This is a genomic window from Rosistilla carotiformis (assembly GCF_007753095.1).
Lineage (GTDB): Bacteria > Planctomycetota > Planctomycetia > Pirellulales > Pirellulaceae > Rosistilla > Rosistilla carotiformis.
The window spans coordinates 2,704,653-2,728,130 of the sequence record NZ_CP036348.1 but is presented as its reverse complement, the minus strand read 5'-3'; the positions used below and the strand labels follow the sequence as shown (position 1 = coordinate 2,728,130).

Annotated in this window: 15 protein-coding genes; 7 read left to right on the top strand and 8 right to left on the bottom strand. The window is 57.6% G+C overall.

Translation table 11 applies throughout. The features are described from left to right. Window positions 1-35: 35 nt before the first annotated feature. Window positions 36-953: a cobalamin-binding protein gene (locus Poly24_RS10060; protein WP_145094147.1), complete on the top strand. Its 918-nt coding sequence runs from the start codon at window positions 36-38 to the stop codon at window positions 951-953. A gap of 63 nt (window positions 954-1,016) precedes the next feature. Here the strand turns inward: Poly24_RS10060 and Poly24_RS10055 are convergent, their stop codons facing one another. The 3 genes from Poly24_RS10055 to Poly24_RS10045 form a co-directional block, all read right to left on the bottom strand. Then, window positions 1,017-2,357 carry an alpha/beta hydrolase family protein gene (locus Poly24_RS10055; RefSeq protein ID WP_145094144.1) on the bottom strand — a complete coding sequence of 447 codons (1,341 nt, stop codon included), beginning with the start codon at window positions 2,355-2,357 and terminating at the stop codon, window positions 1,017-1,019. Window positions 2,358-2,549: 192 nt separating this feature from the next. After that, window positions 2,550-5,093, bottom strand: coding sequence for an arylsulfatase (locus Poly24_RS10050; RefSeq protein WP_197452464.1), 2,544 nt, complete (start codon window positions 5,091-5,093; stop codon window positions 2,550-2,552). 456 nt (window positions 5,094-5,549) lie between these two features. Continuing rightward, window positions 5,550-6,674 (bottom strand): Lpg1974 family pore-forming outer membrane protein, encoded by a 1,125-nt coding sequence (locus tag Poly24_RS10045; RefSeq protein ID WP_145094141.1) that lies wholly within the window; start codon window positions 6,672-6,674, stop codon window positions 5,550-5,552. Between the two features lie 426 nt (window positions 6,675-7,100). Here Poly24_RS10045 and Poly24_RS10040 point away from each other — a divergent pair, with 426 nt between their 5' ends. Beyond that, window positions 7,101-8,240, top strand: coding sequence for a DUF1559 family PulG-like putative transporter (locus Poly24_RS10040; RefSeq protein ID WP_145094138.1), 1,140 nt, complete (start codon window positions 7,101-7,103; stop codon window positions 8,238-8,240). A 222-nt stretch (window positions 8,241-8,462) separates the two neighbouring features. Here Poly24_RS10040 and Poly24_RS10035 read toward each other — a convergent pair whose 3' ends face one another. Both Poly24_RS10035 and Poly24_RS10030 read right to left on the bottom strand, forming a co-directional pair. Further along, window positions 8,463-9,560: a GTP-binding protein gene (locus Poly24_RS10035; RefSeq protein WP_231753562.1), complete on the bottom strand. Its 1,098-nt coding sequence runs from the start codon at window positions 9,558-9,560 to the stop codon at window positions 8,463-8,465. Window positions 9,561-9,688: 128 nt separating this feature from the next. Continuing rightward, on the bottom strand, window positions 9,689-10,018 hold the full coding sequence (locus tag Poly24_RS10030; protein ID WP_145094133.1) for an ArsR/SmtB family transcription factor: 330 nt from the start codon (window positions 10,016-10,018) through the stop codon (window positions 9,689-9,691). Between the two features lie 392 nt (window positions 10,019-10,410). Here Poly24_RS10030 and Poly24_RS10025 point away from each other — a divergent pair, with 392 nt between their 5' ends. Continuing rightward, a complete protein-coding gene (locus tag Poly24_RS10025; RefSeq protein ID WP_145094130.1) occupies window positions 10,411-10,869 on the top strand; it encodes a ferritin-like domain-containing protein in 459 nt (152 codons plus the stop codon). A 37-nt stretch (window positions 10,870-10,906) separates the two neighbouring features. On the opposite strand, the gene Poly24_RS10020 is transcribed toward Poly24_RS10025, so the two are convergent. After that, window positions 10,907-11,206: a hypothetical protein gene (locus Poly24_RS10020; protein ID WP_145094128.1), complete on the bottom strand. Its 300-nt coding sequence runs from the start codon at window positions 11,204-11,206 to the stop codon at window positions 10,907-10,909. 169 nt (window positions 11,207-11,375) lie between these two features. Beyond that, window positions 11,376-12,917, bottom strand: a complete 1,542-nt coding sequence (locus tag Poly24_RS10015) for a 3-keto-disaccharide hydrolase (protein ID WP_145094125.1) — start codon at window positions 12,915-12,917, stop codon at window positions 11,376-11,378. 242 nt (window positions 12,918-13,159) lie between these two features. Between Poly24_RS10015 and Poly24_RS10010 the strand changes: the two genes are divergently transcribed. Next, a complete protein-coding gene (locus tag Poly24_RS10010; RefSeq protein ID WP_145094122.1) occupies window positions 13,160-15,454 on the top strand; it encodes an AMP-binding protein in 2,295 nt (764 codons plus the stop codon). A gap of 97 nt (window positions 15,455-15,551) precedes the next feature. Here Poly24_RS10010 and Poly24_RS10005 read toward each other — a convergent pair whose 3' ends face one another. Continuing rightward, a complete protein-coding gene (locus Poly24_RS10005) occupies window positions 15,552-16,136 on the bottom strand; it encodes a carboxypeptidase-like regulatory domain-containing protein (protein WP_145094119.1) in 585 nt (194 codons plus the stop codon). Between the two features lie 404 nt (window positions 16,137-16,540). Between Poly24_RS10005 and Poly24_RS10000 the strand changes: the two genes are divergently transcribed. The 3 genes from Poly24_RS10000 to Poly24_RS09990 all read left to right on the top strand — a co-directional run bounded on the left by Poly24_RS10000 (window position 16,541) and on the right by Poly24_RS09990 (window position 23,452). After that, on the top strand, window positions 16,541-21,238 hold the full coding sequence (locus Poly24_RS10000; protein ID WP_145094116.1) for an outer membrane protein assembly factor BamB family protein: 4,698 nt from the start codon (window positions 16,541-16,543) through the stop codon (window positions 21,236-21,238). Window positions 21,239-21,522: 284 nt separating this feature from the next. After that, window positions 21,523-22,578, top strand: a complete 1,056-nt coding sequence (locus Poly24_RS09995) for an AAA family ATPase (RefSeq protein ID WP_145094113.1) — start codon at window positions 21,523-21,525, stop codon at window positions 22,576-22,578. Then, entirely contained in the window at window positions 22,547-23,452 is a 906-nt protein-coding gene (locus Poly24_RS09990; RefSeq protein WP_231753561.1) for a DUF58 domain-containing protein, read from the top strand. Before Poly24_RS09995 ends, Poly24_RS09990 begins: the two co-directional genes overlap by 32 nt. Window positions 23,453-23,478: the final 26 nt, after the last annotated feature.

The following is a 23,478-nucleotide window of genomic DNA, read 5'->3' as shown; positions in this document are numbered from 1 at the left end:
ACGTGTCTCTCCAACAACGGCTTCCTCAATCTGCCATGCGCATCGTTTCCCTGCTGCCCAGCGCGACGGAGATCATTTGTGGGCTCGGGCTGCGCGACCAATTGGTCGGTGTCACGCACGAGTGCGACGATCCCGCCGACGTGCTCCAGTTGCCCAAGGTCACACGAACATTGATCCCCGCCGACGCGAGCAGCAACCAGATCGACGCCTTGGTCCGTGAACGCTTGAAGACGGAACACGCGCTCTATTCGCTGGACATGCCAGTCTTCGAATCGTTGGCCCCCGACCTGATCGTCACGCAAACACTGTGCGATGTGTGCGCGGTCTCACAGCGCGAAGTTAGCGACGCAGCCTGCGCATTGCCCAACGCAGCGCGAGTGCTGAATCTCGAACCGACTCGCCTTGCCGACGTCTTGGCCAGCATTGGACAGGTCGCCGAAGCGGCTGGATGCGTCTCCCAAGGCGAACGCTATTTGGAATCGTTGCAGCGGCGGATCGATGCGGTCGCCCGCCGCAGCGAATCGATATCCCACCGTCCCCGCGTGATGCTGCTGGAATGGATCGATCCGCCCTTTAGCGCCGGACACTGGAATCCCGAACTGGTTGCGATCGCCGGCGGTGAGGAAGTCGTTGGCGTCGCCGGAGAACGTTCGGTGACCACGCCGTGGGAATCGATCCTCGCCGCCGATCCCGAGGTGATGATCATCGCGTGCTGCGGATTCGATGTCCCCCGCGCGGCACAGGACCTACCGATCCTGAGATCCTACGACGGCTGGGATCGCTTGCGTTGCGTTCGGAACAACCGCGTCTACATGGTCGACGGATCGGCCTACTTCAGTCGCCCGGGGCCGCGACTTGTCGACAGCCTCGAAATCCTCGCCCACGCCTTACATCCCACCACGCACCCGTTGCCCGCCGGCCTTCCCGCCCCCGTTACCGTCGACGTCCGGTGACGAGCAATGGTCCCCGGCTCAAGCGAGCGAACATCGCAAGCTCACGTTTCTCGGGCCGGATGACTACGGAGAGACCAATCCCGCGGTGTTCTTCGCGCGCACCCGGTAGGGGTTCTTCTGCCCTGGCTCCAATTTGTCGACGGTCCATCGCATCCTCGCCAACGGAACGGCGGGCGTGTCGCTGTACTGCAGCCCTTGGAACAGCGGCCGGCCAAAGGGATTCTTGGGCTTATCGGGAACGGTCGCCACGGTCTTGCCGTCGCGTTCGATGATGAACTGGGCGATGCCGCTTTCCAGATCGGCAGCGGCTTGCCAAGTCAATTCGTCGCCGACGAGCTGGACGTTCGTTGGCGCCGGCGGCGGCGTCACGTCGGCCACATTGGAATCGGTGACAAATTGTTTCCACGCCGTTGCGACCGCTTCGTTGGGCAGCCAGATCGACGTGGCGAGATCGCCCTCGTATTGGCCCGCAGGAACCGCTGCGGTGAAAGCGGCTTCCTCGACAGGAAGCGGTGCCAGCATAGCCGACTGTTGTGGCATCGGCCGGATCGGCTGGCCGTCCTCTTCGGGCAAGCGTTGGCTCAGACAGGCGTCCATCCAAGGGATCGCCAGGTAGCGTGAGTTGCCACATTCGTGGCTGGTCAACGGATCGATCGCAATGCCGAGCAAGGCACCACGGCCCCGCATCGTTCTAAAAAAGGTTTCGTTGCTGGGCCAGACGCCTTTGAAACGGCTCTCTTTGTCGGTGTAGCCTTCTTTGGTTCCGAAGTTACACATCGTGGGAACCGTCAGCGCCGCTTCGGGCAATGTGTGCGGTTGAATGTTGCGGCCTTCGACCGCTTCGAACAACGGAACCCCCGATCGCAGCCAAGCCGCCGCGACGCGGTCGGGATGCAACATCAACATCCCACCAGCCCAATGCCCACCGCCGCTGTGCCCCCACAGCGCCCAGGGAACTTCGGCAAGTTCCGGATGCCCCGACTGTTTCCCCAGGTCGACCAAGGCCTTTTGAAACGCACGATCCGATCCGTTGCGTGGATCACACCACATCTGACAATCGGTGCCTGCGGGCTGTTCGTACGCAGGGGACAACAACGCACACTGATGCTTCTGCGCGAGCGCTTGCCAATGCAAATCGAACGCCCCGGTCTGCCCCGATTTGCACGAACCCTCGCCACAACCGTGCTGGTGGACGATCACCCCGCGCAGCGTCGGAACACCTGGAGGCGTCCACACGGTGTAGGCAACCGGATAGATTAGCTCGCCCGGCTGCGATGAGGCAGCGTAACGAACGCGAAAGTAGGGAGCAGCGACAGCCGGAGGATTGTCGTAGGGTGCGTTCTGGGCGAACGCGACAAGTTCCATTGCGGCAAGAACAAGGACGAGCGGGGCGAGGCATTTCATGAGGATCGACTCGGGGCTACGGGGCGAGCAAACGATACACGGAAACCGTGCTGCGGGGAGAAACCGTTCTCCGCCGCCCCGTAGTTTAATCAACCCGCCGAGCGCAGGTGAACGGTCCCGTCGAAGCCACCGCAGATTGTAGGCCAGCCACTGTTCCGGCCTACAATCGTTTTGATGCTTCGGCGGCGTCGACTATTCGCTGGCCTTGTTGTTCCGCTCGGCTGCTTCGAGCTTGCGGACGTCTTCGGGACTCAACTGGGGCCGGTTCAATTTCAACGTCAGCTTGTTGAGCGTTCCGGTGAACGCAAACGGCGTTTGATAGTCGCGGTCATCGACAGGTGTGCCGGTATCCGATCCGATATCAAACGTTTCGTCCCATTGCAAAATCAATGGGATCGTATGAGGCAGCGTCTCGGTAGCGACTTCTTTGCCGTCGACTTTAAGAACACCAGTGCCGCTTTGGCCGATGCCGCTGAGGCTATTGAACGCCAAGGTGCCCATCCCCGTTCCGTCGTACGTGAACTCAAACTCCAACACGTGTTTCCCAGGAGCGAGCGCGTCGGGTCCTTCCCAACGTTGGCGTTTCAGATCGACGAGGTTCCACAGAAAGACCGGCTTGCCTTTAAGCAGGTAGAAGCCATAGCCACCGAATCGTCCGCCCGAGGTCAGCAGCATCCCTTCGGCACCGTTTTCAGGCACTTCGATGTCGGCGGTGATCGAATACGAACAATTGATCAGTACCGGTGAATCGCCTTGTGGAACGCCCGTCATCGGCCGCGTGTAGGTGAATTCGGACCGTCCGGCGGTGATGTTCGGTCGCGGCGCGACCAACCGGGTCGCCACGGTGGCGTCCAACGGAAGCACTTGGTACTTGCGAGCTTCCGACAGGAACAAAGCCTTCATCTGTTCAAGCTTTTCGGGATGCTCGGCGGCGATATCGTTGCTCTGCGTCCAGTCTTTGGTCAGGTCAAATAGTTCCCAGGTGACATTGTTGACGGGATCTTGATTGACCGCGCCAACGATCTCCCATGGTGGACGGACGACCTTCGTGCTGGCCATCCAACCCTCATGATAGATCGCGTGATCTCCCATCATTTCGAAGTACTGCGTCTTGTGTGTCGAGGGTGCGTTGGCGTTGGATTCGTCGAACGTGTAGGCGAAGCTGACGCCTTCGATCGGCTTCTGTGGAATGCCATCGACTTCTTCGGGAGCCGCGATGCCGGCCGTTTCCAGAATCGTCGGGACGACATCGATCACATGATGGAACTGGTGCCGAATCCCACCTGCATCTTTGATCTTCGCCGGCCACGAAACGCACATGCCCTGGCGTACGCCGCCCAGATGCGAAGCAACCTGCTTGGTCCAACTGTAAGGCGTGCAGAACGACCACGACCATGGAACGGCCATATGATTGTAGGTCTGATCGGATCCCCAAACGTCGTAGAATTCTTTCAGTTGGACATCGACAGGAACGTTGACGCCGTTAAACGATGCCACTTCGTTCGGTGTTCCAAGCAGCGTCCCTTCGACACTACCGCCGTTGTCGCCACTGATGTAGATGATCAGCGTGTCGTCCAGTTTCCCCATATCTTCGACGGCTTGAATGACGCGGCCAATTTCGTGGTCGGTGTAGGCCAGATAGGCGGCGTAGACTTCGACTTGGCGAATGAACAGCTTCTTCTCGTCAGCGGTCAATTCGTCCCAATGCTTCAACAGATCATCGGGCCATGGCGTTAGTTTGGCATCCGCCGGGATCACTCCCAATTTCTTTTGGTTGGCGAAAATCGTTTTGCGAAGTTCGTTCCAGCCTTCGTCAAAAAGATGCATGTCGCTGATCTTCTTGATCCACTCGGGCGTCGCGTGATGGGGTGCGTGCGTGCCGCCGGGGACGTAATAACAGAAGAACGGTTTGGTCGGATCGATCTGATTCAGTTGGTTCAGTTTCGCGATCGCGTCGTCCGCTTGCGCGGTCGTCAGGTTCCACTCGGGATTATCGACATAAGGATAGATGGGAGTTGTTTGACGGTATAGGTTCGGTTGCCATTGGCTCGTATCGCCACCGACGAACCCGTAGAAATAGTCGAATCCCATGCCGATCGGCCATTGGTCAAACGGGCCGACTTGGCTCGCTTCAAACGTAGGCACATTGTGATCTTTGCCGAACCATGACGTGCTGTAACCGTTGTCTTTGAGGATTCGGCCGATCGTGGCTTTGTCCTTTTCAATGATGCTGTTGTACCCAGGGAAACCCGTCGATTGCTCGGAGATCACACCGAAGCCAGCGGAGTGATGGTTGCGGCCGGTGATCAACGCAGCCCGCGTTGGCGAGCAGAGCGATGTCGAATGGAACTGCGTATAACGCAGGCCCGCTTTGCCGATTCGATCCAACGCGGGCGTTGGGATGACGCCGCCAAAGGTGCTTGGTGCGCCGAAGCCGACGTCGTCGGTCATGATCAACAACACGTTGGGAGCGTCTTTGGGAGGCACGATCCGCGGTGCCCACCACGCCTTCGACTGGGCCGCGTTGTCTTTGATCTTTCCGCCAAACTTCTCCGCCGGAGCGGGCAATTGTTTGCCGTCGATCGTAGTGGTCGCCGCGGGAGAACCAAGTTCACCGATGACTTGTGGGACAAATGCGGATTCCTCCTGAGACCAACCGGGCGTAGCCGCAATCACTGCGACCGCCAACACATAAAACATTCGACGAGAGAGCGAATAGGGGCAACAGTATCTCATGGCGACGACTTCCTACCTAGTTCGGGGGGGCAAAATATCCGCCGGATTGTAGCCAACTTCCCAACCAAAGTCTTCCAGTTTCTCCGCAACTTCATATTGCCATGCGAGCTGACGTAACGCTGACGACAGCTGCCGAGGATTGTAGCGTCCCCCTATCGAGACGCTCTCGCCATATTGCGCGAGGGCGAGGTGAAATTCCTCGTTGCGATTTCATTGGGGTGCGATTCGCCTGGGAGCGCCGACGTGCGGTCGGTCGAGCAATCGCAAGCGGATGCCAAGAAGGTGGCAGTAGAGGGAGTCAGCGGTGACGGTTTGCTGATCGCTTCACGCTATTGGAAGGCCGCTGGCACCTCGGACTTTTTGATAAGCAAGCAAGTTGGCGCGGTGCACTTGCGGTTGTCGCCGCCGCCATCGGGACACAATGGCGGCGACGTCTTCGAGGGACGAGAGTTCGAGTTAGAACCGGAACTCGAGCTGAGACGTCAGTCCGACGAACGCTATCGATTCGTCGACATCGAGATAGCTTCCGCTGCGAACCGCGTCGACATAGGACCGCGTGCTTAATGCGTTGTACCAGCATGTGGCGGTGTAGCCGGCGGTAGCGCGGATGCAGCCCGAGTCGCTTTGCCATCCGACGCCGAGGCCCGCTTCGAGGACGGGCGTGATGCGGAAGTCTTCGTATTGATTGGCAACAACGCCGCCGCCGCCAAGCTGATTCGATTGACGATAACTTCCCGACCACTCGCCGCCTAAGAACGACGCGACGCCTTTGGTGTAGCACAACATGCCGGTCTTGCAGCTGCGGCGTTCGGCGTCGATCCCCATCAGCAAACCAAATCCGTTGAAGTCGATATCGGTGTCGACGGTCACCAAGCCGGTCGCCACCGAGATGTCTTGTTGCGACTGCAAGCCCTGCTCCATCTGTCCATACCGGAAACCGCCCGACCAATTGAAAATCGTCGTGTCGGTGCAAAACAGCTTGTGTCGATAGACGCCATCGATCTGGTCAAAGCTCATGCTCGACGACGCACTCGATTGCAAACTGTTGCCGCCCGTGGTGAAGGTACTGGGGTGGATGATTTGAGAGTTCAGGACGTTAGTGCCGTTGCGAGCAATCGAGCTTTGCGAATCGCCTTCCCAGTGGGTGTAACTGACAACCAAGCTGGTCGTGTAGGTGTTGGCCAGCGAGACTCCAACACGAAAGCCGGCGGAGAAGTCGACAGCGGTCGTCCCCACCGGGCCGGTTGGAAAGGCGTTGGCAGTGGTGTCATTTTGTTCGATCGCGTAAACCGTGTCGGTGCCGCCCGGTCGCAAAAACAAGAATTCGCCAAACACTCCCGTGCGATGGGACCACCATGGTGGCGTGCACGCGGCATCGGGAATAATGCTATCGCAACCGCCGGTTTGACAGATGTCACAGCTGTCGCAATTGCCATCCCCGCAGATCGAATGGTACCCGACCTGCTGGAAAACGCCTGCGTCGTCGGTTGCTTCAATCGCACTGACGATGGGTTCGACGCCCCCCTGACCAATAAACGTTTCAAAGGATTCTTGAGCATCGGCGACGTTCCACGTCAGCATACAGCCCATTGCTATTGCTAGCCCGTTTAACAGGTTCCGTGTCCCCATCGCTCTGCTTCCTTAACGTGTCGATTTGAAACGCCGAGCTCCACCCCCCGCCGGGGCTTGTTGACTGTTAGGCGTTCCAGCAAACGAAATGATCCGAGTTATTGCTACAATCCATCGACCCGGAGCAGGCAGCACCAGCAGAATCGAAGGCAAAGGCGGCAAGAATGCCGTAGACTGCCCATTTTGCATTCCATTGGTGGGGAATGCCGTTGGGACGACGTAAACCCTGAAAATCATGCGGGTTACGTTCCCGTTTACCGCTCGAAAATTTAACGTTTGTTTGCTGGACTTTGATTCACCATTGTGAGACAATTCCCGTACCAGGGACTGAAAAAAACACACCCCAAATTCTTATCTTGATATCAGAGGAGTGGAGAGATGGTGCAGCGTCAACGGTTAGGTTTTACATTGGTCGAGCTGCTGGTGGTGATTGCCATCATCGGAATCTTGATGGGGCTGCTTGTCCCCGCGGTCCAGCGAGCTCGGGAAACCGCTCGTAAGACGCAATGCGCGAACAACATCCGCAACCTCGGACTCGCAGCAATTCAATACGAAATGCGCAAGGGTCAGTTTCCTGGGTACATGCAACACTACGGCGACTACGATGCCGTCACCACCGATCCGCTGATTAACGGCGTCACGCCTTCGGCGCACGCCAAGTTTGGTACCTGGGCAGTTGCCTTGTTGGCCGACTTGGACAACCAACCGGTTTACGAATTCTGGACCGTCAATAAGTATTCGTTGCTCTCGACTGACTCCGCGTTTGCGTCGGCCGATGGATACGACGGACGGAAGATTCCCAACATGGAAATCTTCCAATGCCCTAGCGATGTTTCAAATTCCACCGAGGAATTTGGTATGAACAGCTACATCAGCAACAACGGCACTTTCTACAACGCTTTTCCTGGTGGTACAGCACCGTCGTCTCCATCGACGGTTGATGTCAGCAGTCCAGCAAATGGTGTTTTCAATCTCCGTACCTTGCCAGGGGATGCGGCTGGTGTTGATCCGGCGACTGTCACGCAGTGGGCGGATGGGATTACAGTGCAGGGGCCGAAGGTTCGCATGGAAAATATCCGAGATTCGAAAGCGCAAACCATGCTGTTTTCAGAAAGTGTTCAAGCGCGGCAATGGTATTGGGTCAGCTCGACTCCAGCAGCTCACCTTGTACCAGGGGGCGTTGGCAGCATGAGTGCTCAAGCAGTGGAAGCGAGCACAGGTTCGTTGTGGTGGTTTGCTGATCCACAGAATCGTTCAGGCGCCGCGACTCCAACCGAGCCAATGAAAATCAACGGCGGCGATATTTACACGGAAACGCTTGCGTCGGGTACTTTGCAAGAGCGTGCTCGTCCTAGCTCCTATCACACCGGCGGTGCAAATGCTGCATTCGCTGACGGTGGCATGCGGTTCATCAATGATGAAATCGATTACCGCGTCTACCAAGCGTTGCTGACCCCTTACGGCAAGGGATCCGGCGTGCCGTTCAACGAATACGTGCTTTCGGACGACGATCTATAGTCGATAACTGACTGCCAATCGAGAAATCAGAACGAACTACCCAGGTGTCGCAGCCTGGGTTTTTTATTTCCCCGGAAGGTTTCCGCATCGACCTTTGACGCGGCCCTAGTGGCTCTGGATTGCCAATTAAGCCCCGAAGTGGCACAAGCGCTCATCCAAAGGCACGCTCAAACCAACGCGAACGATAAGGCTGTCGCGACCGCACAAACGGACGCTCTCAAGCTATCGCTGCACACGATGGGTGGGCGTGGGGCGCCCGGGACGGAAGCTTTCCGACAGCGGCACGTCGAACGTTGCAGCGAAGCATTTCGCCGTCGCAGCGACCGCTTCGTTGACCAGAGAGCTTAGCTGCTCCGGAGCCAGCCGAACGCGGGCGTTGATGATCGCCGTGGCCTTGGGAACGTGGACTTCACTGGAGACCGACAACACGGTCGCCGAATCGCTATCGATCAGATTGGCGACGCTGACGCTGTCGTTGCCGCTACAGAGCACCTTTAAATGCCCCGGTTCGGCACCGACCTTTGCCAAGCTTTGCCGCAGGTGCTCGACGAGTTCAACGGCAACCCGATCCAACGGCATCGGCGAGGGGCTTTCCAAGACGGCGGTGGCATTCAGCCAGCCAAGCTCCGCTTCGCCATCGGCGTAGACGTCGTAATCGACTTCCATGGTCGTGTCGCGCGGCGAGGCGAGCTGTTGAAACGCTTCGTACAACGCGTCCAGGTTCTCGCCCGTCTTGGCTGAGATGCAAATCACTTGACGCCCCGGATACTGTTCGTCGACGCGAGCCTTCAGCTCTTCGACTTCCCCGTCGCTCAGTTCATCGATCCGGTTCAGCAGGATGATCTCCGATTCTTCCAACTGCTTGCGGAAGATGTATTCCGCCTTTTCCGAGAACCCACCGCCGGAACCCGAAAGGATCTTTAGACCGTGCTTCGGTTTTAAGATCACCGCATAGGGGCTGTGAACGAATTTTTCCCCCAACCGCTCCATCATCGGAATCGCAATCGTGGCAATCAGATCGGTGCAGCTGCCCACTGGTTCGGCAAGGATCACGTCGGGGCGACGACGCGATTCGAATTCGTCCATCGCGTCGGTCAGCCCGTCGAAGTTGCAGCAGAAGCAGGAACCGGCGACCTCGTTGACTTCAAAGCCCTGGCTCTTCAGCAGCTCTGTATCGACCAGCCCGGCGGCTTGGTCGTTGGTCACGATGCAAACGTGTTTGCCATCGGCTTGGAAGCGTTGGGCAAGCTTCTGGATCAGCGTTGTCTTGCCAGCGCCAAGGAAGCCGCCAATCATGATGAAGCGGATAGGAGATGTCATCGTGGGAACCTCAACGGATACAGGGCGCATTCGAGCGTGCCATAGGCGAACGCTTGAAAGAAGGGGGCGGAAACCGAACGTGTGTAAACACCGACATTCTCACGAACGTCAGAATGTTTGTCAATCATTCAGTCTCCTGATGCAGGGCCCATATCCAACTTGCAGCAACCGAAGTCCAACGCGCCGCGCCGCGTTTTCGCCTGCCCGCCCAGAACACCTTGGTTCAGTGAGTAATAGATAAACTTCCCCTCGCGCTGCGTGGTAACAAGGTTTGCGTGGTAGAGTACGCGCAGATGGTGCGAAACGGTCCCGACCTCTTGGTCGAGCGCCAACGCGAGGTCGGAAACGCTCAACGGCCCCGCCTGCAACGCGCGGACGATTTGCAACCGCAGCGAATCCGCGATCGCCTTGAGGTAAACAGCACAACGGTCTTCATCGGAGGGATTTGAATTTGCCACAGATCGGTTCCTGCGTGAGTGAGTGCATTGCCGCCTGGCAATTTATCAGAATATCCGTTCCGCGTTGAGGACGCGAAGTCACAATACCCCGGCGGTTTGTGGTGTTAGTCTACAGCCGGCCTCTGGTCCGATCGGCGCTCTCGAGGATGCTTTGGCGGGGGAGCCTTTTGAAGGCAATTATTGAGTCTTTCCGAAGCGTCCGCCGGAAAGTTTCATCCGCCCAACCGACACTCGATCGTGGGCAACTGAGACTCACTTTCAAGACCACGAATTATATCGAAAAACCAGCGGATTACGCCATTTTCTGGTCTTCTGCTTGGCCTGTAATCTCGATAGGCTTCAAGTGTACCCCAACGATTACAGACGACTTCCAGCTCTAAAGGAAACTCATCATGGCAAGCCAAGAACTAATCACTCAACTGAACGAAATTCTCAAGCACGAATGGACCGGCGTCGCGCAATACTCGCAGGCCGGATTCATCATTGAAGGTGTCTGGCGCGAAGTTTACGCCGACCGTTTTCTCGGCGACGCGAAGGAATCGTTTGGCCACGCCCAACTCGTCGGCGACAAGATTGTCGCATTGGGTGGCGTGCCCGTTGCAACGCGCAACGAGATCCGACAATCGCGCGACCTGCAAGAGGTTCTGCAATTCAGCCTGGAATTCGAAGCCAAGGCGGTAGAAATGTACGAAAAAGCCTTGGAACTCGCAGAAGGAAATCGCCCCTTGGTGATCTTCCTGGAAGATATCCTCAAGGACGAACAAGAGGGTGTGGACGAATACACCAAGCTGCTGCGTAATTCGTCAGCTGCCGGTGCCGCTGCAACCCACTCCGCCAAGAAGTCGGGCTAAGCGACCTGGGCTCGCCGGAATTGAACGGCGGCGAAAGTTAGCCGACGCGGCTGGCTGCGGCTTCGCTGAAACTGAGTACCGCTGGTGACGCTCCACCGCTCCGGCAGGGGCGTTGAAGCTTGCGAGCGGTATTGCTGGTCAGAGCCATCTTTAAACCGGGCAATTGCTCCGGCTCGATGGCAATGCAGCTCTGCGTGAACCAGCCCACATCTTGAGAAAACGTTTCTTGACGCAGCACCAAGCGGTCTGCGTCGCCATCGCATCGTTGAATTGCAACGACCAAGCGGTGGCGTTCGTCGTCGGTCGGGAAAACGTTTAAGAGGGTTTCGTTACTCAAGGGAATCGCCAATAGGGATCTGTTGATAACCGGTCTCAATATCACCATGGTATCCAGACAATCCCTGCCGTCAACGAGCGCTCGACTCGCGACAGGAATTATTTTGGAAATCATGTGAAAAGTCTCTCCGCCGCGGCCGCGATCGCGCCGGTCGCAAGGAATCTCGCGATCAATAGGGGAGTTCGCGGAGGTAGATGTTCTTGAAGAACAGCTCGCTGCCGTGGTGTTGCAGTTCGATCTGGTCCGCTCGGGCGAGCGGTTGCTTGCGGGTCTTGTCCCAGTAATTTTCAAGCACCACGCGATCGACGATCTGCTTTTTGTTCAGCCAGATGCTGACCTTTTCTCCCACCATGCGAATGAAAAACGTGTTCCACTGCCCCGGCGGGTTGTCGGCCAATGTGGTCGGCGCGTTTCGCCAACGCTGGTTGTTCCAAAGTCCTCCCGAACCGAGATTGCGGCCGTTGCGGTAGGCGGCGACCCAGGCGAGGGCGTCGGCGGGGGGCAATTCGCCCGGTTTGACGCGTGGATCCCAGGGGTCCCAGATTTGAACTTGCGGCGTGCCGCGCAGATACAGCCCCGAATCGGCTCCGGGGGGAATCTTCCAATCGATGTACATTTCAAAGTCGCCGTAGTCTTTGTCGGTACACAGGCTTTGCCCCTTGCCGTCATAGGTCAGCACGCCATCGACGACGCTCCAGTGCGCCTGCATGACCTCGTCGGCAGCCGCTTGGGCCGCTTCGAGTTCCTTGCCCGCTAACGCTCGGCGGCGGTTGGCGTTGCCATCGGCGAGCCCCTTCCAGCCGCTGAGGTCTTGGCCGTTGAACAGGCTGACAAAACCGGGGGGCGGTGTGTTGTCGGCTTTCGATTGGGCGACAGGGGGCGAGACGCTGTAGTCGGCGATCTTCAGGTTCCGGAATTCGACATGGTCGTTGTGCCCGGACAACACCAGGTGCCCTTTGCGTCGATCTTTGCCGGGGTGCGCTTTGCCATCGATCGGCATCTGGTCGTCCAGGAAGACGTCGACGATCACCGCGCCGTTGAGGATCACGATGACGTGGTCTTCGATCGCGACAATCGTCTGCGTGTTCCATTGGCCAACCGGTTTCAGGTACCCTGTTTTTGCGGGGAAGATGCCGTAGACCGAACCATGGACCTGCCACGGCTTCAGTTTGTTGATTCGCTGCGTTTTCCCATTGGCCAGTTCGATCTGGGCGTTGTATTTGTCCCCGTCGTGATCGAGGATTTGAATCTCCATGCCATCGGTCGAAGGGTGTCCATCGGCGGGAACGCGAATCCCGATTCCATTGTTGCCGCTCGGTTCCAATTTGAAATCGAACTGGAAGGCAAAGTCGCCATACTCCTTCTCGGTGAGCAGCAGCTTGGCGCCTTTCTGACAGACCAGCAGGCCATCCTGAGCAACGTAGCCCTCGGTGTCTCCCTGCCAGCCGGTGAGGTCTTTGCCGTTAAATAGATCCGTCCAGGTCGCCGCATCGGTAAACCGGGCAGCGACCGCTTGGGCCGCCGTCAAGTTCGGGTCGGGCTTCGCCTCTTTTGCGAGCGCCGAACCGGCGACCAGGCTGACAAAGAGCCAAGCGAACGGCCACCGCTTCAAGCCGGCCAGCTTGCCAAGCCTTGAAGGCTCGGAGGGCGAAGTCGATGGGAAGTCTGGGGAGATGGAGCGCGAGACGCCGGGGATGCGGAACCTGTTCATGGCAGCAGATCTTGGGCAGCGGGGTGGGCAAATAGTTCAGGTAGGAGAGAGCGGAGCGAAGACTCCGCCGGAGAGCAAGTATAGCAAGTTCTCTCTAAAGTACCGAAACCCGCTCCCAAAAAGAGGCTCTCTCGTTACAGCGAAAAACTCGTCTCCTTCTGGAGCCGATTTGTCTATAAACTGGGGAATAGGTCCCCATCATTCATCCATTGTTCTCGAACTCGTTCCCAACACGGTCCAAGATGTTGCTTCAAATATTGCTGGCCATTGTCCTGTCGGTCATCGCTCTTCACGCGCTGTTGGTGTTGGCGATTTTCATGCAATGGGAATGGTTTGTCCGGCTTTACTTTCGCGGCTTGTTCGCCTGTCTTTATCGCAAGCGGGTTGTCGGACTCGAGAACCTGCCCGCCGAAGGAGGCTATCTGTTGTGCTCGAATCACGTCTCGTGGCTCGACGGATCGTTGATGTTGTGGTTCATCCCACGGCCGGTACATTTCATCGTCGACGCGAGCAACTTCCGCGGCAAGTTCATGTTTGCGTTGGGGAAGGTGTTTGGTTCGATCATGATGACCAGCAGCCCCAAATCGATCGCCCGGGCGCTGAAGGCGGGGCGCGACGGACTGAACCAAGGCAAGGTGATCGGCCTGTTTCCCGAAGGGGGAATTTCACGCAACGGACAACTGCAAGCCTTCCGTCCCGGGATGGAGAAGATCCTCAAAGGGACCGAAGCCCCGATCGTGCCCGTTTATTTGGATGGCATGTGGGGAAGCATCTTCAGCAATTCGGGCGGCCGATTTTTGCGGAAGATGCCGCAACTGACGCGTCGCACGTTGACACTTTATATCGGTAAACCGCTGCCTACGCAGACGCCCGTCGCCACGGTCCGCGAGAAGGTGCAGCAATTGAACGCGGAAGCTTCCAAGCAAAATGGCACGCGAACCCCTGTCTTAACGCGCCGATTGATCCGTTCGTTGCGCAGCAGTGGCCGTGGCATTAAGTCGGCCGATTCGACGGGAACGGAACTCAGCGGCAAGACGTTGCTGGTGCGGATCTTGGCGCTCCGTAAAATGTTGCGTCGCGAAATTTTGGCCGACAACGAAGTCAATGTTGGGATCTTGCTTCCACCCAGCGTGCCCGCCGTCGCCGTCAACTTTGCAATGGCGATCGATCGGCGCGTCGGCGTGAATTTAAACTACACGGTCTCATCGGACGTGATGAACAAGTGCATTCACACCGCCGGGATCAAGCATGTCTTAACAAGTCGCCGATTCATGGAAAAGTTCGACTTCAACCTCGATGCAGAAATGGTTTACCTGGAGGACATCAAGGACCGTGTCGGATGGATGGACAAACTTTCAGGCATCCTAGGCGGCTTTGTGTTTCCGGCGCGGCTCACCGAATGGCTACTGGGTTTGCAGAACGTCCAAGGGGACGACATCCTGACCGTCATCTTCACATCCGGTTCCACCGGAACGCCCAAGGGAGTGATGTTGACGTATGCCAATATTGGCCACAACGTCGACGCGATCGACAGCGTGGTTCGGTTGAAGAAGGACGACACCGTGCTGGGTGTGCTTCCGTTCTTCCATTCCTTTGGATATGCGATCACGCTGTGGGGCGTCAACGCATTGCCCGCAACGGGGGCGTACCACTTCAACCCGCTGGATGCCAAGCAAGTCGGCAAATTGGCGGAGAAATACAAGGCGACTGTCATGCTGGGGACGCCGACATTCCTGCGTGGTTACCTGCGACGGATCGAACCCGAGCAATTCAAGACGCTGGACGTCGTCGTCGTGGGAGCCGAGAAGATGCCGATCGCCTTGGCCGACCAGTTCGAGAAACGCTTCGGCGTCCGTCCGGTGGAGGGTTACGGTGCAACCGAATTGAGCCCGCTGGTCTCGGTCAACGTGCCGCCGTCGCGGAGCGTTGAGAAATTCCAAATCGATTGTCGCGAGTGTTCTGTCGGGCGCCCCGTTAACGGCGTAGCGGCAAAGGTTGTCTCGCCGGACGATGGAGAAGACCTACCGGCCGACACCGACGGCCTATTGATGATCAGTGGGGCGAACGTCATGAAAGGCTACATGGGGCGTGACGATCTCACATGCGAAGCGATTCGCGACGGTTGGTACGCCACGGGAGATGTTGCCAAAATTGATAAAGAGGGCTTCATCCACATCACCGGGCGTGTTAGCCGATTTTCAAAAATCGGTGGCGAAATGGTCCCTCACATCCAAGTCGAAGAGGAATTGGCCAAGGCGCTTTGTGAAGGAGATGAGGACGACCAAATTCGTGTGATGGTGACCGCGGTCCCCGATTCGAAGAAGGGTGAACGGCTGGTTGTTTTACACCTGACCACCGACAAGGATCCCGACGATTTGCGAAAGCAGCTGGCAGCAGCAGGACTGCCGAACATATACATCCCTTCGCGAGACAGCTTTGTTGAGGTCTCCGAGATTCCATTACTGGGGACGGGAAAACTCGATTTGAAGGCAGCTCAAGACCTCGCGCTCGAATTGACAACGGCCGTGGCTCGCTAGTTCGTTCGGCTTGGCCAACTAATAAACGCAAAGAGCCGACTCGATTACCGAGTCGGCTCCAATATGATTTGCTCGACCATCTGCGAACGCAATGCGATCAGCTAGCGTCGTCATCGTCATCGAGAGCCAACGGGATGGCGATTGCTGCGGCGATCACGACAGCCCAAGTCAATGGGTTGGTCGCAACACGCTTCAGCAGACCAAAGCGATTGCCGCTGCATTGGTCGCAACCGGGGCAGCTGGGCCCCGCTGCACAGCACTGACCACGCGAAATGCCAGCTTGATCGATCACCTGAACAACACCGTCAACCGAGTCGGCGGGGGCGTTGTCGGCATGCACACGGATGGTTTGCACGCCAGCGTAGCTAGCAACTTGGTAAACGCCGGGGGTGGCGGTTGCCAATTCGTAGCGACCGTCGGCTGCGGTGTTCAGCTCAGCAACAATTTTGCCCTGCTGTCCAACGACCACAGGTGCTCCAGCAACTGGATTGCCGTTTTGGTCAACAATCGCGCCTCGCAGCGCTCCGGTTTTGGCCAAACGGACATTTTTGATGCTTTGGCTTACTTGGATGCCATCCACAATCTGGGTCGAACGTGCCGCCGCCAAGGCGGGATGAGGCACGATCATTGCTGCACAGGTCACGATCGTGACAACAGCCTTTAGGAGTTTTGTAATTCGCATTGGACTCACTGCTCTTTTTTGAATCGTAGGTCGGACAACCACGCTGTTTGCACGATCCACAAAAGAAACTTTGACCGATCCATCGGTCAAGAATTTCGGTGCAGTGCAAACAATGGATTTCAAATCGGTTTAAGCGTTTTCATAGTGCTCTACGCCCCCCTAGAGATCGACCCAGTCACAAAAGGGGTTTGAACGAAACTTCCAGATTTAGGAGGTCCGGTGGCGAATCCAACTTGTTGGGGGAGGGCTGGTACCGGTTATATCGATTGGCGAACTCGCGGATTCGCTCGCATTCCTTCGCAATCCTGATACGCTACAATTTGTCGTATGATGATGTTGCGGCTGGGCCACCAGCTGATTATTTGTGCCCATGCGATGCGCGCTTTGCAATGGATTTCTGAAATATGCTTCAAGCTTTGCTGCCCTTCCAAGCATCCCAAGCCCTCTGGGGCCCGCGGGCCTGGTCGATCCTCTTGCTCGCGCCGCTCTTGCTAGCGTTCCCTCATTTCGCGGATGACGCAGCGGCCCAGTTTGGCGTCCGCGATGGTCAAGCATCGATCGGTGGTCAATTCATCGAACCCGATCGGTCATTGCGACAAGAGATGTCCGACGCGCGCGAAGCGATCGACGAAACGCGCTATGGCGATGCGATCATCATTTTGGGCGAACTGCTGTCCCGAAAGTCGGATCCTGGGATCAGTGAGATGCAGGGGCAGGACTTCTTCTTTGAAACCGAACAACCCACGCTCGCCGGCAGCAGCCTGTTGCGCGAGGCGGAAAACTTGTTGGGACAATTGCCCAGCAAGGGGATGGAAATTTACGACCTGCGTTACGGCAGCCGTGCTGCCGCAGAACTTAAAGAGGCCGTCGAAGATCACGATTGGCAGGGGATCGCCAAGGTTTCTCGTGAATACCTGCACACCGATGCTGGACTTCAAGCGACATTGCTGTTGGGGTATCACGATCTAGTGCAAGGCCGACCGCTTGCCGCTGCGTTGATGTGGGACCGCGTGTACCGCTACGAACGTTTGCGAAACAAACTTGGCGCCAACCTCATCGTTGCCCTGGCGGGCAGCTGGTACCAGGCGGGGAACACCGACCGGGCCGTCGATGTTTTGGTCTCGTTGAACAGCCTGTCCGCTCAAAGGGTCCCGTTAGATGGCCGCGAAGTCGATCTGCCCAAATCGGCAGGGGATGCCTCTGTGCTTACCGATTGGCTTTCGAAACACTTTCCAAAAACGACACCAAGCCTAGACGACCATCCGCTCAACCAACCCCTTGCCGGTGGCAATGCCGCCCGCAATGGATACCGCGGCAGCGAATTGCCGATGCGTAACGAACGCTGGATGAAGCAGACAACGTGGAGCGTTCGGCAACAGGAATTCCTGGAGAGCTTCCAAGCGGCCCGCGAGGCATCGGGGACGTTCCCGATCCCCACCTGGCAACCGATCGTCGTCGACAACACCGTCCTCGCCAAGACGACCGAAGGAATGGTCGCGATCGATTTTGAATCGGGCAAATATGTCTGGGAGTATCCTTGGTTCTCCGACACCCTTGACGGCACCGCGATCCCAACCGACGAGATCCCCGACGATGAACAGCGTCATCGTCTGCTGGTCCAACGGGTTTGGAACGATTTGCCGTTTGGCCGCGTCAGCAGCGACGGGACCCGCGCGTTCATGCTGATGGATCTGGGGGAGGTCCGACCGGCCACCTTTAATCAGTTCGGCGGCATGGGCATTCAGGGGATTCAGAGATCGACCGGCGGCACCAACACGCTGGTTGCCTTGGATATCGCCACCGAAGGCAAGTTGGTGTGGACGATTGGCGGCGAATATTCGGCCGAACCACAATTGGACGATACGTTCTTCCTAGGTCCACCGCTACCGATCGACGACCAGTTGTACGTGATCGGTGAACAGAAAGCCGACCTGTTCCTGTTCTGTTTGGATTCGGCGAGCGGTGCGTTGCAGTGGCGGCAGCATTTGGTTGCTGTCGAAACGGGCACGATCGAAGACGACCCCATCCGTCGCATTGGCGGCGCCGTTCCGGCCTACGCCGATGGCACGCTTGTCTGCCCAACCGGGCATGGCGCGATCGTCGCGATCGACCTCGCGACTCGAACTTTCCGCTGGGGCTTCCGCTACCCGCGCACCGACATGATGAACCAGATGTCGCGTTCATTTGGAGGCCGTGGCAACCGGGACAGCAGTTCCTACCTAGCGCGTTGGAACGACGGAACTCCTCTGATTTCCCAAGGCCGCGTGCTTGTGACGCCAATCGAAGGAGACCGCTTATATGCGCTGGACCTCCAGACGGGCAAACCCGCTTGGGCGACGATCCCTCGCGAGGATTGGCACTACCTGGCCGGGGTCGCCGACGGTACGGCGATCCTAGTAGGCAACGACACGATCCGGGGTCTCGATGTGACCACCGGCAACCGCCGTTGGGATTATGAGGCTCCGTTGACCCGAGGGGAATCGATTGTCGGCCGCGGTGCTTTCGGACCGGGACAATTTATGTTCCCGACCAGCGGGAATCGCTTGGTGTCGATCGGCACCCTCGATGGACGCGAGCGCAGCAGCCAGGAGGTGCACTATCCATTGGGAAACCTGGTTTCGGTGCGGGGTCAATTGTTATCTCAATCGGCCACTCATATCGCGATGGCGCGCGGTCGCAAAAGTGCGGCGGAGAGCGTGGCCAGCGCGTTGCTCGTTGATCCCAACAATGTTTGGGCAACGATCTGTAAAGGCGAATTGCTGCTGGAGGAAGGGAACCGCGACGAAGCGTTGCAATGGCTGCGCCGCGTTCCCGCCGACGCGCCCGAATATGAGGAGGCCCGTGTATTGATCGTCGAAGCGATGGTCAGCGCGTTGCGGAGCGATTTTGCCGCCAACGTCGAACTGTTAGACGAACTCGAACGGGTTGCCGAACTTCCTCAAGAACGCGCCGAAGTCCTGCGATTGAAGGCGACAGGGTTGCTGGAATCGGGAGATTTTGTGGCCGCAGCGCAAGCGTTGCTCGACTTGTCGGCCCCCGAAGTGAATTTCATGGGCGTTCAAGTCTTCGACACCGCGCAGCGAATCGAACTGTCCGACGGTCGGACGGCCAACCTGGATGGCTGGATCGGAGCCCGCGTCGATGAAGTGGTGCAACGGGCCGATTCCGATGCGCTCGCCAAGATTAATGAACTGGTGGCCGCCCGACTGCAGAACCTTTCTTCCGTGACCGGGCCACGGGGACAACAATTGCAACGGCACTTCGGTCACTTCGAAGCGTGTGACCCCATCCTGTTGGCGGTCGCCGATCGATTCCGAAAAGAGGGTTCGTATTTGGCCGCCGAACGCTTGCTACGTGGAGCGATCGCGGCAGCCGATTCGGATGCACGGCGCGATCGCTGGCTGGCGACGCTGGCCGGATTGTATTTGAACGTTCAATGGGAAACCGACGCGTTGGCGACCTTTGCTGAGATCAAAGCTCCCGAAGCGATCACCTTGGACGACAACTGGGGACGCGACCAACTGAAGCAACTGATTCGTTTGGCAGCGGAAAACCAAAACGCCGGCTTGGCGTTGGCCGATTGGCCTAAACATGCCAACGCGCAACCGATGCAATTCCCCAACGAGATGGGGAGCGGAGCGGACCTGTTGGACGTGATGCAGCGCGATGGTTTGGCCTTTGCAAACTGGAAAGTGCTGGCCAGCGAAAGCACTGACAGCCTGCAAATGCAAACGCCTCAAGGGACGTTGGGCCCCATGTATCGGTTGGAAACCGAGAACAATGGGCGGAATGGGCCCGAAGAAGTTTACATCGATCACGGCATGATGATCGTCGTGTTGCCGTCGGCGGTGATCGGGATCGATCTGTTCCAAGCGATGCAAAACCCGAACGACATGGAGGTTTGGCGTCGCGTGTGGCGATCGGGCAGCGGCAACAATGACATCCAAACCCGCCGCGCGCCAAACGTTTGGGGCCAGCTGCGGCAGCGTCATTTTAACGCTCAAAACCAACCGGCGCTGCGAACCAGTTCGATTCAAGGCGGAAGATTCATGATGCTGCAGGCGCGAACGTTGTCGGCTGTCGATGTGTTGACGGGCAAGGATCGCTGGCGGGCGACGCTGGACGTCGACGATGGGTATCTTGCGGCGAGCGATTCGATCGTCTCGGTCGTCAGTCCGTCGACACGCCAAGTCTTCCGTTTCCGTTCCAGCGACGGCCAGCCGCTGGAAACCGAATCGTGGATTGAACCCGGCGAACAAATATGGGCGACCAACGAGTCGCGTCTACTCACTTACACCGAAGCGCCCGCGGGGACCGACGGCCCCGCGTCGCTGAAGCTGCGACTCTGGGATGCGACCACCGGCAAGCCGTTGATCGAAACGCAAACACTTCCTGCAGGGACAAAAGGGCAGGTGGTCGAGAATCGGTTTGTTGTCACCCTGCAGCCCGAAGGGGATCTTCAGATATGGGATCTGAAGGCAGGAAAGGCTTTGGAAAGTTCGTCGCTTCCTCCCGGAGGACCACTGCTGAATGTCCAAGCGATGTTGTGGGAGGATCGCTTGATTGTGCTCCCCAACGTGGAATTGCCTGAAGACAAAGAAATGCGATTCAGCCGCAGCGCCAAGGACCAACAGCATGTCGAAGTTGCAGGCCCGGCGATGGCGTTTGACCTCGCCACAGGCAAACCGCTCTGGGAGGCTCCTTTTCAAATGGAAGCCTTTGGCGTGACCCTGGGGCAGCCCGTCGGTGGCCCTTTGATGTTTCTGTCGCGACGCCAACGACCGACCCGCTCCGGCGATGGGATCCCATCCTGGAACATTACATTGCAGGCGATCGATGTCCGCGACGGACGTCTGGTCCACGAATCCAAAGGTCTTGTGGCGCGGACCGTGCCAATGGAAGTGGTCACTCATGTGAGTATCAATCCGACCGATTGGCAATACATTGTGGCGATCGATCGCAACCAATTGAGTATCAAAATGCAAGATGAGCCACCACCCAAATCGGTCGACGGTGCGATCCAAGTTGTCCCCGACCCAAAGGACGGCGCACGCGTTGAGCGGCGACGTGAACCGTTTGGTTTGTTCCAGCCAGTCGAATAGTTCCGCGGATCGTGCTATGTTGATTGGGCAAGTTTGGGGTAAGCTTGTTCCAACGGTTTCCATGGGCTGCCCCAGGGAACGATTGGTTTTGGAATCGGGATTGTCTCAACGACGTGTCGATCGAAATCCAACCCGTCCGTTGAAGACGAATAATCCCTGCATCAACCTCCCCATGCCTGGGTAGGTTGCGATGCGTAAAAGTTTTGCAAACGTTAGATCGATGAATGTCGCAACCGGCAATCGCTGGTTATGGCTTTTTACTTAATAGACTCGAAAGGATCTGGATGAGCACACAGGCGCCTCCTGAGTTCACCGAAGAAGACGCGCAACGATTGCACGACGCTCGCAATCGTGTTCGCGATCAGCTTGGCAAGGTGATCGTCGGCCAGCAAAACGTGATCGATCAATTGATGATCAGCCTGTTCAGCCGCGGGCATTGCATGCTCGAAGGCGTCCCCGGATTGGCCAAGACGTTGATGATCAGCACGCTTGCGAAGTGCTTGGATCTGTCGTTCAACCGGATCCAGTTCACCCCCGATCTGATGCCGGCCGACGTGACCGGAACCGAGATCATCGAGGAGGACCGGGCGTCGGGGCACCGCCAGATGCGATTCATGCCGGGTCCGCTGTTCGCCAACTTGGTGCTCGCCGACGAGATCAACCGAACGCCGCCCAAAACCCAGGCTGCGTTGTTGGAAGCGATGCAGGAACGGCAGGTGACCGTCAGCGGACAACGCCATCCGATGGCCGATCCGTTTTTCGTTCTGGCCACACAAAACCCGATCGAACAAGAAGGAACCTATCCGCTGCCCGAAGCGCAACAGGACCGGTTCATGTTTAAGGTCTACGTCGAGTACCCGAACTTCGATGAAGAGTTTGAAGTAGCACGAAGAACCACCGGCGCCAGTGTGAGCGAAGTCGAACCGGTGCTAAAAGCCGAAGAGATCGTTCGGTTGCAACAACTGGTACGCCAAGTTCCCGTCAGCGACCACGTTGTCCGTTACGCTTTGTCGATCGTTCGCCAGACCCGCGTGGGCAGCGAAGGAGTCCCTGACTTTGTTAACGATCTCGTCGGATGGGGTGCGGGACCGCGTGCGGTTCAAAACTTGATTCTAGGCGGCAAGGCACGCGCGCTTCTTGAAGGTCGCTTCCACGTCCAGCCATCGGATATCCAAGCGCTCGCTCCAGCGGTGCTGCGACATCGGATGGTTGTCAACTTCGCCGCGGAAAGCGAAGGGGTTACAAGCGACGATGTGGTCGCTCGGATCTTGGCTGTTACTCCAGAAAACGAAGACGAGCTGTCACGCGATGCCCGATTCAAAAAGATTTTTGCGTCCTGAAGCCGCTCGTCGCGTCGCCCGTCTGGAACTCAAGGCACGACGCGTCGTCGAAGGGTTTCTGTCGGGAATGCACCGCAGCCCCTACTTCGGACAATCGATCGAATTCCTTCAGCACCGGCAGTACGTCGCCGGTGATGACATCCGCCACATCGATTGGAAGGTGTGGGGGCGGCAGGATCGTCTGCACATCAAGCAATACGAAGAGGAAACCAATTTCCGGATGCACTTGTTGGTCGATTCATCGGCCAGCATGCATTACGGCAGCGGCAGTGAAAATAAGTTTGAATACGCCGCTTCGATCGCCGCCTGCCTGGCGTTCTTGGCGAATCGTCAACAGGATGCGACCGGCCTGGTCACCTTCGACGATAAGATCCGCCGCAACCTAGCCCCAAGGACCAGCCGGTATCAATTGGCGCGGATCCTCGACGCGCTCGACGGCGCATCGCAAAACAGCACCACCGATTTGTTTGCAATCGCTCGTGAAGTGGCCGAATCGGTCCCTCGCCGCGGCGTGATTGTGTTGATCAGCGACCTGTTGGGGGTCGGAGAGTCCTTAGTGAAAGCGCTCAGCCTGTTGCGGAAACGGGGCCACGACGTGATCGTCTTCCAAACGCTTCACGATGAGGAACTTGAGTTTCCGTTTTCGGGGGCGACGCGGTTCGAAGGACTCGAAAGCGAACAGTTCCTCAATTGCAATCCCCGCGCCCTCCGCGAAGGCTACCTGGAAGCCATGAACGCTTTCCTGGACAATACCCGTCGGACATGCGCTCGACTGAGCATCGAATATGAACTGGTCCGCACCAACCAACCGTTGGATGCGGTGTTGGCCAAGTTCCTCAGCGCTCGGGCCAACATGCCCACTTTAAAAGGATGATCGTTCACGACCGCACATCCGAACAT

Bases quoted from the DNA above. Each gene is read 5' to 3' on its own strand.
- Poly24_RS09990 (WP_231753561.1), top strand. From the start codon at position 22,547: ATGCCCGATTCAAAAAGATTTTTGCGTCCTGAAGCCGCTCGTCGCGTC.
- Poly24_RS10040 (WP_145094138.1), top strand. From the start codon at position 7,101: ATGGTGCAGCGTCAACGGTTAGGTTTTACATTGGTCGAGCTGCTGGTG.
- Poly24_RS10025 (WP_145094130.1), top strand. From the start codon at position 10,411: ATGGCAAGCCAAGAACTAATCACTCAACTGAACGAAATTCTCAAGCAC.
- Poly24_RS10015 (WP_145094125.1), bottom strand. From the start codon at position 12,917: ATGAACAGGTTCCGCATCCCCGGCGTCTCGCGCTCCATCTCCCCAGAC.
- Poly24_RS10050 (WP_197452464.1), bottom strand. From the start codon at position 5,093: ATGAGATACTGTTGCCCCTATTCGCTCTCTCGTCGAATGTTTTATGTG.
- Poly24_RS10010 (WP_145094122.1), top strand. From the start codon at position 13,160: ATGTTGCTTCAAATATTGCTGGCCATTGTCCTGTCGGTCATCGCTCTT.
- Poly24_RS09995 (WP_145094113.1), top strand. From the start codon at position 21,523: ATGAGCACACAGGCGCCTCCTGAGTTCACCGAAGAAGACGCGCAACGA.
- Poly24_RS10045 (WP_145094141.1), bottom strand. From the start codon at position 6,674: ATGCTGACGTGGAACGTCGCCGATGCTCAAGAATCCTTTGAAACGTTT.
- Poly24_RS10000 (WP_145094116.1), top strand. From the start codon at position 16,541: ATGCTTCAAGCTTTGCTGCCCTTCCAAGCATCCCAAGCCCTCTGGGGC.
- Poly24_RS10005 (WP_145094119.1), bottom strand. From the start codon at position 16,136: ATGCGAATTACAAAACTCCTAAAGGCTGTTGTCACGATCGTGACCTGT.
- Poly24_RS10060 (WP_145094147.1), top strand. From the start codon at position 36: ATGCGCATCGTTTCCCTGCTGCCCAGCGCGACGGAGATCATTTGTGGG.
- Poly24_RS10035 (WP_231753562.1), bottom strand. From the start codon at position 9,560: ATGACATCTCCTATCCGCTTCATCATGATTGGCGGCTTCCTTGGCGCT.
- Poly24_RS10055 (WP_145094144.1), bottom strand. From the start codon at position 2,357: ATGAAATGCCTCGCCCCGCTCGTCCTTGTTCTTGCCGCAATGGAACTT.